This window comes from Stenotrophomonas nitritireducens (assembly GCF_050984405.1).
Lineage (GTDB): Bacteria > Pseudomonadota > Gammaproteobacteria > Xanthomonadales > Xanthomonadaceae > Stenotrophomonas > Stenotrophomonas nitritireducens_B.
The window spans coordinates 468459-484235 of record NZ_CP158790.1 but is presented as its reverse complement, the minus strand read 5'-3'; the positions used below and the strand labels follow the sequence as shown (position 1 = coordinate 484235).

At 71.7% G+C, this 15777-nt stretch carries 9 protein-coding genes; 4 read left to right on the top strand and 5 right to left on the bottom strand.

Annotated elements, in window-relative coordinates; translation table 11 throughout:
- Positions 1-6: 6 nt before the first annotated feature.
- A complete protein-coding gene (locus tag ABTV91_RS02100) occupies positions 7-1023 on the top strand; it encodes an OmpA family protein (RefSeq protein WP_433852995.1) in 1017 nt (338 codons plus the stop codon).
- A 67-nt stretch (positions 1024-1090) separates the two neighbouring features.
- On the opposite strand, the gene ABTV91_RS02095 is transcribed toward ABTV91_RS02100, so the two are convergent.
- Both ABTV91_RS02095 and ABTV91_RS02090 read right to left on the bottom strand, forming a co-directional pair.
- Positions 1091-3040 (bottom strand): diguanylate cyclase domain-containing protein, encoded by a 1950-nt coding sequence (locus ABTV91_RS02095; RefSeq protein WP_433852994.1) that lies wholly within the window; start codon positions 3038-3040, stop codon positions 1091-1093.
- Complete coding sequence (locus ABTV91_RS02090; RefSeq protein WP_433852993.1) at positions 2926-3795, bottom strand: hypothetical protein; 870 nt, start codon at positions 3793-3795, stop codon at positions 2926-2928. Before ABTV91_RS02090 ends, ABTV91_RS02095 begins: the two co-directional genes overlap by 115 nt.
- Before the next feature lie 126 nt (positions 3796-3921).
- Between ABTV91_RS02090 and ABTV91_RS02085 the strand changes: the two genes are divergently transcribed.
- Together ABTV91_RS02085 and ABTV91_RS02080 are read left to right on the top strand one after the other, a co-directional pair.
- The gene (locus ABTV91_RS02085; protein WP_433852992.1) at positions 3922-5343 is read left to right on the top strand and encodes a sensor histidine kinase; all 1422 of its coding nucleotides are present in this window, start codon (positions 3922-3924) and stop codon (positions 5341-5343) included.
- Between the two features lie 84 nt (positions 5344-5427).
- Positions 5428-8847, top strand: coding sequence for a hybrid sensor histidine kinase/response regulator (locus tag ABTV91_RS02080; protein WP_433852991.1), 3420 nt, complete (start codon positions 5428-5430; stop codon positions 8845-8847).
- A 451-nt stretch (positions 8848-9298) separates the two neighbouring features.
- Here ABTV91_RS02080 and mntP read toward each other — a convergent pair whose 3' ends face one another.
- Positions 9299-9880 carry a manganese efflux pump MntP gene (gene mntP / locus ABTV91_RS02075; RefSeq protein WP_433852990.1) on the bottom strand — a complete coding sequence of 194 codons (582 nt, stop codon included), beginning with the start codon at positions 9878-9880 and terminating at the stop codon, positions 9299-9301.
- Positions 9881-10232: 352 nt separating this feature from the next.
- Here mntP and ABTV91_RS02070 point away from each other — a divergent pair, with 352 nt between their 5' ends.
- Positions 10233-12698, top strand: a complete 2466-nt coding sequence (locus ABTV91_RS02070) for a methyl-accepting chemotaxis protein (RefSeq protein ID WP_433852989.1) — start codon at positions 10233-10235, stop codon at positions 12696-12698.
- A 54-nt stretch (positions 12699-12752) separates the two neighbouring features.
- On the opposite strand, the gene ABTV91_RS02065 is transcribed toward ABTV91_RS02070, so the two are convergent.
- Both ABTV91_RS02065 and acs read right to left on the bottom strand, forming a co-directional pair.
- Positions 12753-13418: a response regulator transcription factor gene (locus ABTV91_RS02065; protein WP_433852988.1), complete on the bottom strand. Its 666-nt coding sequence runs from the start codon at positions 13416-13418 to the stop codon at positions 12753-12755.
- 192 nt (positions 13419-13610) lie between these two features.
- Entirely contained in the window at positions 13611-15554 is a 1944-nt protein-coding gene (gene acs, locus ABTV91_RS02060) for an acetate--CoA ligase (protein WP_433852987.1), read from the bottom strand.
- Between the last annotated feature and the right edge of the window lie 223 nt (positions 15555-15777).

Below are 15777 nucleotides of genomic sequence, written 5' to 3'. Positions count from 1 at the left end.
GACCCGATGAAATCCACGCACAACCGCTCCACCCTGTCCCGCGCGCTGCTGGCGACCGCCCTCCTGTCCGCCCTGGCCGGCACCGCCGGCGCGCAGCAGACCCGGCTCAACCCGCAGGAAAAGCGCATCACCGACGAGGCCATCCATGCCGACCTGCAGGGCTACGAGGCCACGCAGGGCCGCATCCAGGCGCTCAACGACGCCGGCCGCCCGGTGCGCGACTACCACCTGTCCAAGGCGCAGTGCTGGCTGGACGTGTCCTTCCACGAATACACCCGCAACGACCGCAGCGCGTTCCCGCAGGAAGCGCTGACCGAGTCGGAGAAGCTGATCGTGGACATGGAGAACGGCGTTGCGCCGATTCCCACCGACACGCCGCTGGTCAACAACGCCAAGTACCTGCGCGACGACCTGTGGCAGCGCCTGAAGGCGATCCACGGCACCCCGGGCTTCAGCTGCGCGCAGCAGGCCGTGGCCTGCGGCGAGGTCGAGCTGGTCCATGCCGGCAACGAGTTCAACCAGCAGCAGTGGCGTCACTCCAAGCCGTACATCCAGATCGCCGAGGACCTGGTCAACGACGCCGAGGCGCTGGCGCGCCAGTGCGGCGTGGCGCCCGACGCCGCGCCGGCGGCCGCGCCGGGCCCGCTGGTCGCCAACGTGCTGTTCGAGTTCGACCGCGACGGCCGCAAGGACATCCGCACCTACTCGCTGGAGAGCATCGACCGCGCGCTGGCCACCATCGCCAGCGAGAAGCGCGAGCTCGCCGGCGTGGTCCTGGTCGGCCACGCCGACCGCATGCAGGGCAAGGGCTTCGACTACAACCAGGGCCTGTCGCAGCGGCGCGCGCAGACGGTGCGCGAACTGCTGATCGGCCGCGGCATCGACCCGGACGCGATCCGCTACGAGTACCGCGGCGACACCCAGCAGGTGCAGCAGTGCGAGGGCGTCAAGCCGCGCGCGGCGCTGCTGGAATGCCTGCTGCCGAACCGCCGTGTCGAAGTGCGCTTCGAACTGGCCAGGTGAGTCCCGCCCGGCGGGGGGAGACCGGCGCCGTCGGGTTTCCCTTCCGCCATGGCGGCGGGCGCAGGGGTCAGGGGAGCTGCGAAATCCGGCCCGGGCCGCGGTTTTCCTCGCGCGACGGTGGCGCCGCGGCGCCATCGCGCGGGGGCGCCCAGGACATCGGGCGACCGCCGCCGATCGCGATCCAGCCCTGCGCCAGCGCCTGCTCGGGATCGCGCAGGATGCTGTAGACATCCACGTTGCGGCCCTCGGCCAGGCCCCACAGCCCGGCCCAGGTGCCCGCGCCGCTGCGGCGCGCCACCTGCAGCGCGCGGCTGGCGGCGCGCAGGGTATCGGCATGCGGCGCCGCCATGCCGGGGAACAACGGATGCGGCGCCACGCCGGCGGACATGCCGGGCGTCAGGCACTGGCCCGGCGCGACGTCCACCTGCAGCCGCTCGATGCAGCGGCACAGGTGCGCGGCCAGCGCGAACGCCGCGGCCTGCGAGGTGTTGGCGCGGATCACCACGAACGTGGCGCCGCCCCAGCGCGCCACGTGGTCGTGCTGGTCGCTGTTGCGCACCAGTTCCTCGGCCACGGCGCGCAGCAGCTCGTCGCCGGCCGCGTGCCCGTGCAGGTCGTTGAGCGACTTGAAACCATCGATTTCCAGCAGCAGCACCGCGCTGCGTTCGTCGCCGGAGGACACTGACATGGCCGCATCCAGCAGGCGCTCGGCCTCGCGCCGGTTGGGCAGCCCGGTGACCGGATCGGTGGTGCCGAGCTGGCGCAGCCGGCGTTGCTGGCGACGCATGCGCAGGTACAGGCCGCCGCCGGCCAGCAGCAGGACCGCCGCCGCGGCCAGCGCGGCATTGCGCAGCAGGCGGTCGCGGCTGGCCTCCTGGGTGGCGTTGAAGCGGATCGGCTCCAGCGCCTGTTCGGCCCTGGCCTGCAGCCTGGCCAGGCGGTTGAGGTTGTCGCCCTTCATCCGCGCCTGGTCGATCTGCCGGGCCTGGCGCAGGTAATCGCGCGCCTGCGTGGGGTTGCCCAGCGCCATGCTGATTTCCGCCAGCAGGTCCAGGCTGTCGCGGATGCCTTCCGGGAACCGGCCGGGCTCGGCCACCGCCAGCGCCTGCTCGCCGAGGCGGCGCGCTTCTTCGGGCTGGTCCTGCTCCAGCGCGATCCTCGCCAGCCGCTGCAGGGTGACGACCTGCCCCAGCGGATCGTTGTGCTGCTGCCAGGGCAGGAGTTCGAGGAACTGCGCCTTGGCCACCTCGAGCCGGCCGGCCGCATGCTGCACCTCGGCGCGATGGCTGCGGATGCGGTGCAGCATCACGTCCTGGTTGGACAGGCGGTTGGCGATAGATTCGGTGCGGACGAAGGCGCGTTCGGCTTCGTCGTAACGCTTGAGCTGCAGCAGCGTGTAGCCGTAGTTGTAATGGAGCATCACGTCCTGCGGCAGCGGCGGCCGGCGCAGGTGGTCGGACAGCGTGATCGCCTGCGCCTGGTAGTGCAGCGCGCCTTCGGGATCGTCCATCTGCTCGGCGCGGATCAGGGCGATGCCGGTCAGGGCGGTGATCTGCGCGCTCACGTCGCCCTCGGCGATGCCGCGTTCGAGCATCGACTCGAGCAGCTGCAGGCCTTCCCGGGTCTGGCCGTTGCGCTGCAGCAGGGTCGCGGCCATCTGCAGCGCCCGGTTGCGTTCCAGCGGCGGCAGGCCGGGCGTCTTCAACAGCGCCTGCAGCCGCGCCGCCGATTCGAGGCTGCCGTCGCCACGGCCCAGCAGCTGCTGGGCGAAGCCGCGGCAACCCACCGCGCCGATCTCGACCACCGGCGCCAGCGACGGCATGGCCAGCAGTTTTTCCGCCATCGCCAGCGCATCGCGCGGCGCGCCGTGCACCGTCGTGTGGCAGCGCATCACCTGCTCCATCAGGCGGGCGTCGGTATCGGCGACCTGGGCATGGGCGGGGCCTGCCAGCGCGGCAGCCAGCGCCAGGCAGGGCAGCAGGCGGCGGCAGCGGACGGCGCGGAGCGGAAAGGGCATGGCGTCAGGCGGTTCCTGGCGTAGGGAGGTCCGTGCGGATGACGGTGCGCGGGAGGCAGGCCGGCGGCGGACGGTCCGTAATATAGCCGCGTTGCCCGCCCCCGGCACGGATCGCGGCGCGTCCGTGTTCCGCTTTCCTTCGTTGCGACCGCGCGAATGCGGCGGTTGCGCGCGTCACGGCCGGCGGTTTCATCCGCCACGGTGGCGGACGATGGGCCCGCCGCCCGTGGCGAGCCGGCGCAGGCGCCGTCCAACTGTTCGGCGTGGACCAGCGCGATATGGCCCAGCGCGAGGATCTGGCCGCCGATGTTGCCGTCGGCGATGGCGCGCTCCTGCACGGCTTCCAGGATCTGCAGCCCTTCGTCGTCGCGACCGTCGCGCAGCAGCAGGAACGCGGCGCGGCGCCGCACCTGGTCGTAGTCCTCCAGCGGCAGGCCCGGCGTGCGCAACAGCGACTGCAGCTGCGCGATGGCGCGCCTGCTGTCCTCGTTGCGGCCGAGCTGGTGCAGGGCGGCGCTGCGGCAGCTGACCGTGTCGATCCTCGACGCCAGCGGCAGCGCCGGCAGGGCCAGCAGGCGGTCGGCCTGGGCCAGCGCGTCGTGGGGCGCGTCGTAGACCAACGGCAGGCAGCGCGCCACTTCCTCCTTCAGGCGCGCACCGCCATCGTCCGCGCGCACCGGCCCGGCCAGTGCCGGTACCAGCAGCAGGCACGGTGGCAGGCAGCGGAGAAAGTGGAACAGGTGGAGCAGGTGCATGGTTTTCCAGCGGCGGGAACTGCTGCCGTGCACGGGACCGCAGGGACGCCTGGACAACGGATGGTCCGTAATATAGCCGCGTCCTTCCATGTAACGCGGCGCCGCGCCGCGCTGGGAACCCGCACGATGCTTTCCCGATCCTCCCGGCCGGCCGATCCGGCCGAGCCACCACCGGGCGCGCCCGGGTTCACGCGTCGGTGGATGCCGCCGGCGGTCGACGCCACCGAAGCGCGCGCCGCGGCGATGCTGCTGCGCCTGTGGCTGCTGGTGGCCGGCTACCAGCTGCTGCTGCTGTTGTGGGGCGCGCCATCGACCGGGCTGCTGGCGCAGGCGCTGACCGTCGCCGGCATGCTCGCCTGCCTGGTCTGCCTGGAACTGCTGCGGCGGCGCCGGCTGCACCTGTCCGTGGTGGTCTTCGTGGTGCTCAACCTGGTGCTGACCTCGGTGGCGTACGGCTACTGGGGCCTGCGCGCGCAGATGCACGGGCAGCTGCTGCAGCTGCTGCCGGTGCTGCTGGCCGGCGCGCTGCTCGGGCGCCGCGCGCTGTGGCTGGCGACCGGCTGGCTGGGCGCGCTGCTGGCGCTGGGCGCGTGGCTGGACGCGGCCGCCGGGTTCTACCTGCCGGTGCGCGTGGAGATGGCGTTGCGCGACCTGTCGCTGGCCGCCTTCGGCATGACCCTGGCGGCCTTCGTGCTGGACCAGTCGCTGTCCTCGCTGCGCGACAACCTGCGCATCGCGCAGCGGCGCGGCGCCGACCTGGCGCGCAAGCGCGACGAGCTGCAACTGGAGATGCACGAGAAGGAACGCTCGCGCGAGCAGCTGGTGCACGCGCTGAAGATCGAGAACGTCGGCCGCCTGGCCAGCGGCGTGGCGCACGATTTCAACCACCTGCTGGCGCTGATCATGGGCTACGCCGGCAAGTGCCGCCGCAGCGACGATCCGGTCGAGCTGAAGGCGGCGTTGCAGGGCGTGGAATCGGCGGCGCGGCGCGCGGGTGCGGTCACCCGCCGCCTGCTGGATTTCAGCCGCCAGGACGTGGCGCGGCCGCAGCTGCTGGATGCGGCGCCGACCATCGCGGCGATGGAGCCGATGCTGCGCCAGCTGTTCGACGCGCGCGTGGCGTTCGAACTGGACACCGGCCACGCGCAGTGCCAGATCCACTTCGATCCGGCGCAGCTGGAACTGGTGCTGCTGAGCCTGGCCGCCAACGCGCAGCAGGCCATGCCCGACGGCGGCGCGTTCCGCCTCGCGCTGTCCTGCCCGGAACCGGGCAACGAGCTGCGCATCGAGGTCAGCGACAGCGGCCACGGCATGAGCGAGGACGTGCGGCGGCGCTGCCTGGAGCCGTTCTTCACCACCAAGCCCAGCGGCCAGGGCACCGGGCTGGGTCTGGCGGTGGCGGCCAACCTGGTGGCCGCGGCCGACGGCCGGATCGAGGTGGAGAGCGCGCCGGGCGAGGGCACCCGTTTCCACCTGCACCTGCCGGCGCGGCCGCTGTCCGCCGAGCCGGCGCACCGGCCCGGCGGCGGCGAGGCGATCCCGTACTGACCGGCGCCACGCCGCCGTCCGCGCCGTCACGGCGGCCGCGCGGCTGCGGCTACACTGCCACGCGGCCCGTCCGGAAACTCGTCCTTGGTCTCTAGCTGGATCCTGCTGCTGGTCTCGCTCGGCTACGCCGCGCTGCTGTTCGGCGTGGCGTGGTGGGGCGACCGCCGGCCGATGTATCCGGACCGCCCCTGGCTGCGCCCGGTGGTCTACAGCCTGGCGCTGGCGGTGTACTGCTCGTCGTGGACCTTCTACGGGGCGGTCGGCACCGCGGTGCGCTACGGCATCGGCTACCTGCCGATCTACCTGGGGCCGCTGCTGCTGCTGCTGTTCGGCTGGCGCATCATCGAGCGGCTGGCGCTGATCGCGCGCAGCGAGAACGTCGTTTCCATCGCCGATTTCATTTCCTCGCGCTACGGGCGCTCGCGGCGGCTGGCGGCGCTGGTGGCGCTGATCGCGCTGATCGGCGTGGTGCCGTACCTGGCGCTGCAGTACAAGGCGGTGGCGATGAGCCTGCAGGTGCTCACCGGCGATGCCGGCGGCGGCGGGGTGCTCACCGATCCGGCGCTGTACGTGGCGCTGCTGATGGCGCTGTTCGCCACCCTGTTCGGCACCCGCCAGGTGGACGCCACCGAGCACCACCACGGCATGATGCTGGCCATCGCGCTGGAATCGATGATCAAGCTGCTGGCGATGGTGGCGGTGGGCGTGTTCGCCTACGTGTGGCTGTCCGAGCGCGGCACCGCGGTGGTGCAGTCGGCGCGCACCCTGTTCGAAGCGACGCCGCCGGTGGGTTTCGTCTCGCAGACCCTGCTCAGCTTCCTGGCGCTGATCTGCCTGCCGCGCCAGTTCCACGTGGCGGTGGTGGAATGCGGCGACGTCGGCGACGTGCGCCGCGCGCGCTGGATGTTCGGCGGCTACCTGGTGCTGATCTCGTTGATGATCGTGCCCATCGCGGTGGCCGGCAGCGCGCTGCTGGGCAGCGGCGGCGTGGCCGACGACGCGCTGGTGCTGGCGCTGCCGATGAGCGGCGGCAACACCGCGCTGGCGCTGGTCGCCTACGTCGGCGGCTTCTCCGCGGCCACCGGCATGGTGATCGTGTCCTCGATCGCGCTGGCGACGATGATCAGCAACGACCTGGTCATGCCGCTGCTGCTGCGCCGCAGTGGCGACCACCGCGAAGCGGCCGACGTCGCCTCGCGCGTGCTGTGGATCCGCCGCCTGGCGATCCTGCTGCTGGCGCTGGTGGCCTACGGCTATTACCGCGGCAGCAACAACGACACCATGCTCGCCACCTACGGGCTGATGGCCTTCGCCGCGGTGGCGCAGTTCGCGCCCGGCCTGATCGGCGGGCTGTACTGGCGCGGCGCCAGCCGCCGCGGCGTCGGCGCCGGCATGGCGGTGGGCTTCGGCCTCTGGGTGTACACCCTGCTGCTGCCGGCGCTCAGCCACGGCGGCTGGCTGGACGTGGCGCTGGTCGAGCACGGCCCGTTCGGCATCGACTGGCTGCGGCCCGAGCAGCTGTTCGGCCTGCGCGGCTGGGACCCGCTCACCCACGGCACGTTCTGGTCGCTGCTGCTCAACGCCGCGACCATGCTGCTGGTGTCGATGCGCTGGCGCCCGGGCGTGGCCGAGCGGCTGCGCGTGGCGCCGTTCCTGGAGCCGTACGCGCGGCGTCCGGCGGTGGCCGGCGACTGGCCGGCGCACGTCAAGGTGCGCGACCTGCTGGCGCTGGCCACGCGCGTGGTCGGCGACGTGCGCGCGCGGCGCGCCTTCGCCGAGCAGGCGCAGGCGCTGCAGCGCGAATTCCAGCCGGCCGCCGCCGCCGACCGCGCCTGGGTGCAGTTCACCGAACGCCTGCTGGCCGCGTCCATCGGCGCCGCTTCTGCGCGCCTGCTGCTGACCAGCCTGCTGCGCGGCTCGGGCATGGACCTGGGCGAAGTGGTGGCGGTGCTGGACGAAGCGGGACAGGAGCTGCGCTTCAACCGCGAGATCCTGTCCACCACGCTGGAGAACATCAGCGCCGGGGTCAGCGTGGTCGATCCGGACATGCGCCTGACCGCATGGAACCGCCGCTACCAGCAGATGTTCGGCTATCCCGACGGCATGCTCTACGTCGGCCGCCCGGTCGCCGACCTGATCCGCTACAACGCCGAACGCGGCGAGCTGGGCGAAGGCGACATCGAGGTGCAGATCAATCGCCGCATCGGCCACATGCGCGCCGGCACGCCGCACGTGTTCGAGCGCACCGGCGCCGACGGCAAGGTGATCGAGCTGCGCGGCCAGGCGCTGCCCGGCGGCGGCTACGTCACCAGCTACAACGACATCACCGACTTCAAGCGCGCCGAGCAGGCGCTGCTGGAAGCCAACGAAACCCTGGAGCAGCGCGTGGCCGAGCGCTCGCAGGCGGCCGAGGCGGCGCAGCAGTCCAAGACCCGTTTCCTGGCCGCGATCAGCCACGACGTGCTGCAGCCGCTCAACGCCGCGCGGCTGTTCGCCTCGGCGCTGCGCGACGGCCTGCAGGAGAACGACGAACAGCGCCACCTGGCCGAACGCGTGGACGCCTCGCTGCGCGCGGCGGAGGAACTGCTCGACGGCCTGCTCGACGTGTCGCGGCTGGACGCCGGCGGCCTGCGCCCGACCGTCACCGATTTCGACGCCGCGGTGCTGGTGCGCGAACTGGCCGCGCAGTACACGCCGGTGGCCGCCGGCCGCGGCCTGCGCCTGCACGTGTTCGCGCGCCCGGCGTGGGTGCGCAGCGACCGCCGCCTGCTGCGCCGCGTGCTGCAGAACTTCATGGCCAACGCGCTGCGCTACACCCGCAGCGGACGCATCGTGCTGGCGCTGCGCGTGCGCGGCGGCCAGGTCGAACTGCAGGTGTGGGATACCGGCCCCGGCATCCCCGAGCACCACATGCAGCAGATCTTCAACGAGTTCCACCGCTACCAGCAGCCGTTCGACTGGGGCGAGCAGGGCCTGGGCCTGGGCCTGTCGATCTGCCAGCGCATCTCGCGCCTGCTCGGCCACGGCCTGGACGCGCGCAGCCAGCCCGGCCGCGGCAGCATGTTCTCCATCACCCTGCCGCGCGTGCCGACGCCGGCCGTGGCGCCGCCGCGCGCCACGCCCGCGTTCGGCGGCGACGAAGCGCTGGCCGGGATGCGCGTGCTGTGCGTGGACAACGACCAGGAAATCCTCGACGGCATGCGCGCGCTGCTCGGCCGCTGGAAGGTGGAGGTGATCGCCGCCAGCACCGTGGACATGGCGCTGGAGAAGATCGCCGAACGGCCGGACGTGATGCTGGTGGACTACCACCTGCACGACCGCATGGACGGCCTCGACGCGCTGGTCGCGCTGCGCGGGGCCGCCGGCCGTCCGCTGCCCGGCGCGCTGCTCACCGCCGATGGCCGCGACGAACTGAAACGGCTGGCGCGCGAACGCGGCTACCGGGTGCTGACCAAGCCGGTGAAACCGGCCTCGCTGCGCGCCTTCCTCACCGCCTGGCGGTAACTCGTGGACGCCGACCACGCCGACGATCTCCGTCCACACCGCTTCGCGTAGATGCGGGGCTTGCCCCGCATGGGGCTTCATCGAGAAAAGCCAGTGCGGGGCGAGCCCCGCACCTACGTGGAACTTCCTCGCCGCCTGGCGGTAAAAGCCCGTGGGCACCGGCCGCGCCGACGATTTCCGTCCACGCCGCTTCGCGTAGATGCGGGGCTTGCCCCGCATGGGGCTTCATCGAGAAAAGCCAGTGCGGGGCGAGCCCCGCACCTACGTGGAATTTCCTCACCGCCCGGGGGTAGAACTTCGTGGGCGCCGGCCACGCTGACGATTTCCGTCCGCGCCGCTTCGCGTAGATGCGGGGCTTGCCCCGCATGGGGCTTCATCGATAAAAGCTAGTGCGGGGCGAGCCCCGTACCTGCGTGGAACGAGATTGCCTGTCGCGGTGGCCCGCGCTTCTTCAGGCCGCGCCGTGCAGGTGTTCGTACAGGATGCTGGCGCCGATGACGATCAGGATCACGCCGCCGACGATCTCCGCGCGCTTGCCGACCAGGGCGCCGAGCACGCGGCCGAGCATGATGCCCAAGGTGACCATGACCAGCGTGCACAGGCCGATGACCAGCGCGACCACGCCGATGTGCACGTCCAGGAAGGCCAGGCTCACGCCGATCGCGGCCGCGTCGATGCTGGTGGCCAGGCCGGTGGCGGCCAGGGTCCAGAACCGGTGGTGGCGGTTGTCGTCGGTGTCCTGCGCCGCTTCTTCCGCGTCCGGGCGCAGGCCCGCCACGATCATGTGTACGCCCAGCGCGCCGAGCAGCACGAATGCGATCCAGTGGTCGAAGGCTTCCACGTACTGCGACGCGGCACGGCCCAGCAGCCAGCCCAGCAGCGGGGTGATGGCCTCGATCGCGCCGAAGATCAGGCCGGCGCGCAGCGCGTCGGGCAGGCGCGGACGGCGCATCGCCGCGCCCTTGCCGATCGCGGCGGCGAAGGCGTCGGTGGACATGGCGAAGCCGACGAGGAGGATGGAGAGAGGGGACATCGGGTTTTCCTGGTCGGGCGGAGACGGACGGCACGCGGCGCGCCCAACCTGACGTTGCGCACGCATGCCGCTGGTCTCGCCAACCGTGGAACCGGTCGCGCGCGCCACGACGCAATGGTCGAGTGTGTTGACGCGTGCGCTTCCAGACGCTGGAAGCAGGCTACTCCCCAAGGGAGCGCGGATTCTAGCACGGCGCCGCGGGCACGCAGGCGCCGTGCTGACATGTCCCTGTCATCGACGGCTGGCCTCATGGCGCCGCGCACAGCGGCCATCGCGCGCCGGTTTGCGGAAAGTCCTAAAGAACGCGCGGTCGCGGCCGATCCAGAGGCGTCCCCACGCCCGGAGTCCCGCCATGAAGTTCCCGCTTGGAATCGCCCAGAAGCTGCGGCTGAGCCTGTTGGCCCTGGTCGTCGGCCTGGCCGTCATCGGCTCGGCCTACGCCTGGCTCAGCGCCGGCATGCGTGCCGCCGACCAGCGCCTGCAACGCTACCAGCAGGAGGCGGCGCGGCTGGAGAACCTGGCCCGCGCCTTCGCCGAGACGCGGCGCGCGCAGGCCGAGTATGCCATGTCGTTCTCGACCGCCGCCGGCCAGGCGTTCGGCAAGGCGCGCGCGCAGCTGGACGAGGCGCTGGCGCCGGCGCGGGATGGCGGACCGTGGCCGGTGGAACTGGCCAAGCCGCTGCAGTCCTACCTCGAATCGGCGCAGCTGCTGGACGAGCGCATCGGCGAACTCGGCCACGATGCCGACAGCGGCATGCAGGGCGAGCTGCGCGCGGCGGTGCACACGGTGGAGAACCTTATCGGCGATTACCGCGAGCCGGAGCTGCAGGTGTCGATGCTGAGCATGCGCCGCCACGAGAAGGACTTCATCCTGCGCCGCGAGCAGAAGTACGCCGACGAACTGGGCGCGCAGGCGATGCCGTTCGAACTGCTGCTGCAGCGCGCGCGCATGCCGGAGGAGGTGCGCGCGCAGGTGCGCGAGGCGATGCAGCGGTACCAGGGCGCGTTCCTGTCCTACGCGGCGGCGCGCTTCGGCGTGGACAGCGAGACCCAGGCGCTGGACGACTACGCCGCGCAGGTGGACCCGGTGATCCTCCGCCTGCAGCAGGGGCAGCGCAACGCGCTGCAGGAACAGCGCGCCGGGCAGGCGTCCGCGCGCAGCTGGATGAACGCCGCCTTCGCCGGCACCGTGCTGCTCGTCGGCCTGCTGCTGGTGAGCCTGCTGGTACTGCTGCTGCGCGCCATCGACCGGCCGCTGGCCGATGCCGCCGCGTTCGCACGCGCCATCGCCGACGACCATCTCGACGGCACCCTGGTGGTGCGCAACCGCGACGACGAGATCGGCCGCCTCGCCGCCGCGTTGATGCAGATGCAGGCCAGCCTGCGCGAGCGCATCGCCGCCGAACGCGACGCCGCGCTCGCCAACCAGCGCGTGCGCCAGGCGCTGGACGTGGCGCGCGCCGCGGTGCTGGTGACCGACGGCGACGGGCGCGTGGTCTACGCCAACGACGCCCTGCGCCAGACCTTCGCTCAGGCCGGCGTCGAAACGCCCATCGCGACCGGCGCGGACGCGGCCACGCTCGGCGCCGAGGTGGCGGCGGTGCTGGCCGAGGCGGAGGGCGGCAGCACCGTCGACGCCGAGGTGGAACTGGGCAATACCGGTTTCCTGCTGCGCGCCAGCCCGGTGCTGGAGCAGGGCCGGGTGCTGGGCCTGGTGATGGAATGGCAGGACCGCCGACTGGAGCGGGTGATCGCCCACGAGGTCGCGGCGGTGGTGGCCGCGGCGGCCGCCGGCGACCTGGACGGGCGCATCGAGCTGGCCGACAAGCAGGGCTTCGTGCGCGAACTGGCCGGGCGCATCAACGCGCTGCTGGACAGCGTGCAGTCGCAGGTCGGCGACGCCACCCGCGTCATCGGCCACTTCGCGCGCGGCGACCTGAGCGCGCGCATGCGCGGGGACGGCCACGGCATCTACGCGCGGTTGCGGCAGGGGCTGGAAGTGGCGATGCGCCAGGTCGGCGCCATCGTCTCCAGCATCCAGCAGTCGGCCGGCAGCGTGCAGGCGGCGGTGGACGACATGGCCAGCGGCACCCGCGAACTGTCCAGCCAGGTCCGGCAGCAGGTGGATGACGTGCACGACGCGCTGGAGCGCGTCCGCTCGGTGGCCGGCGAGGCCCGCGAGAATGCCGGCAGCGCGCGAGAGAGCGCGGAAATCTCCGAGGCCGCCAGCGTCGCCGCCGACCGCGGGCGCGAGGCCACCACGGCCGCAGTGACCGGCATGGAGCGGCTGCGCGCGTCCTCGCGCCACATCCGCGAGATCGTCGCCACGGTGGACAGCCTGTCGTTCCAGACCAACCTGCTGGCGCTCAACGCCGCGGTGGAAGCGGCGCGCGCCGGCAGCCATGGCCGCGGCTTCGCCGTGGTCGCCGGCGAGGTGCGCCAGCTGGCGCAGCGCTCGGCCGAGGCCTCGCAGCAGATCCGTGCGTTGGTGGACGCTTCGCTGCAGCAGGTCGAGGCCGGCGCGCGCCTGGTCGACAGCAGCGGCGAGGCGATGCAGGACATCGGCGGCCGCGTGCAGCAGGTGGTGACGGCGATGGCGCGCATCGACGCGGCATCGGCGCGCCAGGTCAGCGCGGTGGACGACGTCGAACGGCTGCTGCGGCGCATCGGCGAGGGCACGCGCCAGAGCGGCAACGTCGCCCACGCGTCCTCGCAGGCGGCATCGGCGATGCGCGCGCAGGCGCAGGAACTGGCCGCGGCGGCGGAAACCTTCGTGCTCGACGATGACGGCGCGCCGCGCGCTTCGCGCGCGGCCTGAACCGTGGTGGCCGGTGGGAGCGGCAGCGCGCCGCTCCCGCGGTCCAGCGCCGGCTCAGTCCTCTTCCGGCGGCAGCACGATGCTGTCGTCGTCGATGGCCAGCTTGCCGGCCATCAGCACCGCCTGGGTGCGGTTGGTGACGCCGAGCTTGCGCAGGATCGCGGTGACGTGCGCCTTGATGGTGGCCTCGGACACGCTCAGGTCGTAGGCGATCTGCTTGTTGAGGCGGCCGGCGCCGAGCATCTGCAGCACGCGGAACTGCTGCGGCGTCAGCTCGCGCAGGCGCTGGCCGACCTCGCGTTCCTCGTGGTCGGTGGGCGGCACGTTGTGCGCCTCGGCCGGCGCCCAGCGCTCGCCGTCGAGGATGGTGCCCAGCGCGTGGCCGATGGTGTCCGAATCGGCCGACTTGGGAATGAAGCCGAACGCGCCATGGTCGAGCGCGCGCCGCATCACCGTCGGTTCCTCGCGCGCGGACACCACCACGATCGGCAGCTGCGGGTGCAGCGAGCGCAGGTGCACCAGCGCGTTGAAGCCTTGCGCGCCGGGCATGTTCAGGTCCATCAGCACCAGGTCGGCGTCCGGATGCTGCTCGGCCAGCGCGTACAGCGCCTCGACGCTGTCGGCCTCCAGCAGCTGCACGCCGGGAATCACCCGCTGCACCGCGCCGCGCAGCGCTTCGCGGAACAGCGGGTGGTCGTCGGCGATCAGGAGAGTAGGCATGGGGTTGGCGAACTGGAGTGGCGAAGTATTCAAAGCCCCTCTCCCTCCGGGAGAGGGGTTGGGGTGAGGGTAAGGGGCGAAGCCCTTGCCGTGTTTGGATGCACGAGGCTTCGCCCGTACCCTCATCCGCCCCTTCGGGGCACCTTCTCCCGAAGGGAGAAGGAAAAGCAGCGTGGCATCATCGCGGCGGCTTCAGCGCACCTTGCGCTCTTCCACCAGCGACGCCACCACCGACGGATCGGCCAGGGTCGAGGTGTCGCCTAGCTGGTCCGGCGCGTTCTCGGCGATCTTGCGCAGGATGCGGCGCATGATCTTGCCCGAGCGGGTCTTGGGCAGGCCCGGCGCCCACTGCAGGTGGTCCGGCGCGGCGATCGGGCCGATCTCCTTGCGCACCCAGGCCACCAGCTCCCTGAGCAGCTCGTCGGTCTGCGCTTCGCCGGCCACCAGGGTGACATAGGCGTAGATGCCCTGGCCCTTGATGTCGTGCGGGAAGCCCACCACCGCGGCCTCGGCCACCTTCGGGTGACTGACCAGCGCGCTTTCCACCTCGGCGGTGCCGATGCGGTGGCCGGAGACGTTGATCACGTCGTCGACGCGGCCGGTGATCCAGTAATAGCCGTCCTCGTCGCGGCGGCAGCCGTCGCCGGTGAAGTAGCTGCCCGGGTAGGTGCGGAAATAGGTGTCGATGAAGCGCTGGTGGTCGCCGTAGACGGTGCGCATCTGGCCCGGCCACGAGTCGCGGATGATCAGGTTGCCCTCGGTGGCGCCTTCCTGGATCTCGCCGTCGGCGTTGACCAGCGCCGGCTGCACGCCGAAGAAGGGCAGGGTGGCCGAACCGGGCTTGAGGTCCATCGCGCCGGGCAACGGCGAGATCAGGATGCCGCCGGTCTCGGTCTGCCACCAGGTGTCCACGATCGGGCAGCGCGCGTCGCCGACCACCTCGTAGTACCAGCGCCAGGCTTCCGGGTTGATCGGCTCGCCGACGCTGCCGAGCAGGCGCAGGCTGCTGCGCGAGGTGCGCTTGACCGGCTCCTCGCCCTCGCGCATCAGCGCGCGGATCGCGGTGGGCGCGGTGTAGAAGATGGTGACCTGGTGCTTGTCGATCACCTCCCAGAAACGCGAGGTGTTCGGGTAGTTCGGCACGCCCTCGAACATCACCGAGGTGGCGCCGTTGGCCAGCGGGCCGTAGACGATGTAGCTGTGGCCGGTGACCCAGCCCACGTCGGCGGTGCACCAGTAGATGTCGTCCTCGCGCAGGTCGAACACCGCCTCGTGCGTATAGGCGGCGAACAGCAGGTAGCCGGCGCTGGTGTGCAGCACGCCCTTGGGCTTGCCGGTGGAACCGGAGGTGTAGAGGATGAACAGCGGGTCCTCGGCGTTCATGCGCTCCGGTTCGCACTGCGTCGGCTGCGGGTCGACCACGTCGTGGAACCAGCGGTCGCGCGGCGCCTGCATGTCCACCGCCGCGCCGGTATGGCGCACCACCAGCACGGTTTCCACGGTGTTGGTGCCGGGCAGCTTCAGCGCGGCGTCGACGTTGGCCTTCAGCGGCACCTTCTTGCCGCCGCGCAGGCCCTCGTCGGCGGTGATGATCAGCTTGCTGCCGCAGTCGCCGACGCGGTCGGCGATGGAGTTGGCGGCGAAACCGCCGAACACCACCGAGTGGATCGCGCCGATGCGCGCGCAGGCCAGCATCGCCACCGCGGCGTCGACGATCATCGGCAGGTAGATGGTGACGCGGTCGCCCTTCTTCACGCCGAGGTTGCGCAGCGCGTTGCCGAGCTTGCACACGCGCTCGTGCAGCTGCCGGTAGGTGACCTTCTGCGCCGGCGCGTCGGGGCTGTCGGGCTCGAACAGCAGCGCGGTCTTGTCGCCGCGCGTGGCCAGCTGGCGGTCTAGGCAGTTCACGCTGACGTTGAGTTCGCCGTCCTCGAACCACTTGATGCGGAAATCGTCCAGCTGGTAGCTGACGTTCTTGATCCGGGTCGGCTTGGTGAACCAGTCCAGGCGCTCGGCGGCCTTGCCCCAGAACGCGTCGGGGTTGTCCACCGACTCGCGGTACTGCTGCTGGTACGTGGTCTTGTCGATCCGCGCCCGGGCGGCGAACGCGGGATCGACGGGATAGAGATCAGCCATGGCAACACCCTCACCTTTGCACTTGTAACCAATGGGGGAGCCGCATCCTGCGACGCGGCCGGGACTTCCCAAGTGTGCCGCATCGCCCCTGCCGCGCGCTGCCCCCCGGCTTAGACGATGGTCGAATACCCGCCCGCTTTCGACTAATGGCGAATAGCCGCCCGCCGCGAAGGCCGCGCACCCTGCCGCTGACCGTGCGACCGATGCGGCCGCCAATGCCAGC

What these genes read in the sequence shown, in the direction of transcription:
- ABTV91_RS02090 (WP_433852993.1), bottom strand. Translation starts at nt 3,795, where the DNA reads ATGCACCTGCTCCACCTGTTCCACTTTCTCCGCTGCCTGCCACCGTGC.
- ABTV91_RS02095 (WP_433852994.1), bottom strand. Translation starts at nt 3,040, where the DNA reads ATGCCCTTTCCGCTCCGCGCCGTCCGCTGCCGCCGCCTGCTGCCCTGC.
- ABTV91_RS02085 (WP_433852992.1), top strand. Translation starts at nt 3,922, where the DNA reads ATGCTTTCCCGATCCTCCCGGCCGGCCGATCCGGCCGAGCCACCACCG.
- ABTV91_RS02065 (WP_433852988.1), bottom strand. Translation starts at nt 13,418, where the DNA reads ATGCCTACTCTCCTGATCGCCGACGACCACCCGCTGTTCCGCGAAGCG.
- acs (WP_433852987.1), bottom strand. Translation starts at nt 15,554, where the DNA reads ATGGCTGATCTCTATCCCGTCGATCCCGCGTTCGCCGCCCGGGCGCGG.
- ABTV91_RS02070 (WP_433852989.1), top strand. Translation starts at nt 10,233, where the DNA reads ATGAAGTTCCCGCTTGGAATCGCCCAGAAGCTGCGGCTGAGCCTGTTG.
- mntP (WP_433852990.1), bottom strand. Translation starts at nt 9,880, where the DNA reads ATGTCCCCTCTCTCCATCCTCCTCGTCGGCTTCGCCATGTCCACCGAC.
- ABTV91_RS02100 (WP_433852995.1), top strand. Translation starts at nt 7, where the DNA reads ATGAAATCCACGCACAACCGCTCCACCCTGTCCCGCGCGCTGCTGGCG.